1 protein-coding gene is annotated in these 1,057 nt (G+C 64.8%); it reads right to left on the bottom strand.

The window, feature by feature from the left end:
- A partial coding sequence (locus ACFQ9V_RS20635; protein WP_382460984.1) for an IS481 family transposase occupies window positions 1-967 on the bottom strand: 967 nt, incomplete at its 3' end.
- Window positions 968-1,057: the final 90 nt, after the last annotated feature.

Here is a 1,057-nt window from a genome sequence, read left to right as displayed (position 1 = left end):
TGTACTGACCTCGACCGTTGTTGATTCGGTCGATGGGTGTTTGGCCTCCGATGCCGAGGTGGGGTCTGTCTAGGTTGTAGTAGTCGAGCCAGGCTGGCAAGGCTGCTGCTCGTTGGGTGTTGGAGTCGTAGGGTCGGGCGTAGGCCCATTCGGTGGCGAGGGTGCGGTTCAGGCGCTCGACTTTGCCGTTGGTCCAGGGGCAATGCGGTTTGATGAATCGCTGACTGATGCCGTGTGCGGCGAGAGTGTTCTTGAACGCGGTTGAGCGTCGGTAGGCGAGCGCGTTGTCGCTGATGATGCGCTCGATGCGGACGCCGGTGGTGGCATAGAAGTCGATGGCGCGTTGCAGGAAGCCGGCCGCGGTGCTCCCGCGTTCGTTGTCGTGTATCTCGGCGTAGGCGAGCCGGGAGTGGTCGTCGATGGCGGTGTGGACGTAGTCGTAACCCAGCCCACGACCGCGGACTTCTTCGCTGCGGCCGTGTGCGCGCCAGCCGCCGCCGACGGGTATGCGGCCGAGCTTCTTCACGTCGATATGGAGCAAAGAGCCGGGGTGGTCGTGCTCGTAACGGTTCGCGCTGCGGCGAGTGGAGCGGATCAGCGCCCCGGTGACGGGGTCCAGCTCGCGCAGCAGCGGGGTGTGATACCGCGACAGGATCCGGCCGACGGTGGAGGCGTGCATTCCCAAACGGGCGCCGATGAACACCGGCCCGCGGTGAGTGAGTTCCCGCATGATCCGTGCCCGCGTCTCAACACATGCCGCGGTCCGATGCGGGTGCGAGCGGGCAACACTGGAACGATCTTGCAGGCCAGGAACACCCTCGACCTGGAAACGTCGCCACCACCGCCACGCAGCGGTCCGCGAGACGCCCATCTCGGCTGCCACATGCGCAACCGGGCGGCCGGAACCGATGCGCTGAACCATGATCAAACGACCCGCCGGCGTCAGCCGGGCATTAGCGTGAGACAAGAGAGACCTCCGTGAACTCGAGGGAACCTAGACAGCTCCAACTCGACTCCGGAGGTCTCTCCTCTGTCAACAACGATCCGGGTCAGTACA

The sequence above is a fragment of the Leifsonia sp. NPDC056665 genome (genome assembly GCF_042791795.1).
Taxonomy (GTDB): Bacteria; Actinomycetota; Actinomycetes; order Actinomycetales; family Microbacteriaceae; genus Leifsonia.
The sequence above is the reverse complement of the archived record's forward strand: the minus strand, read 5'-3'. Positions and strand labels throughout refer to the sequence as shown.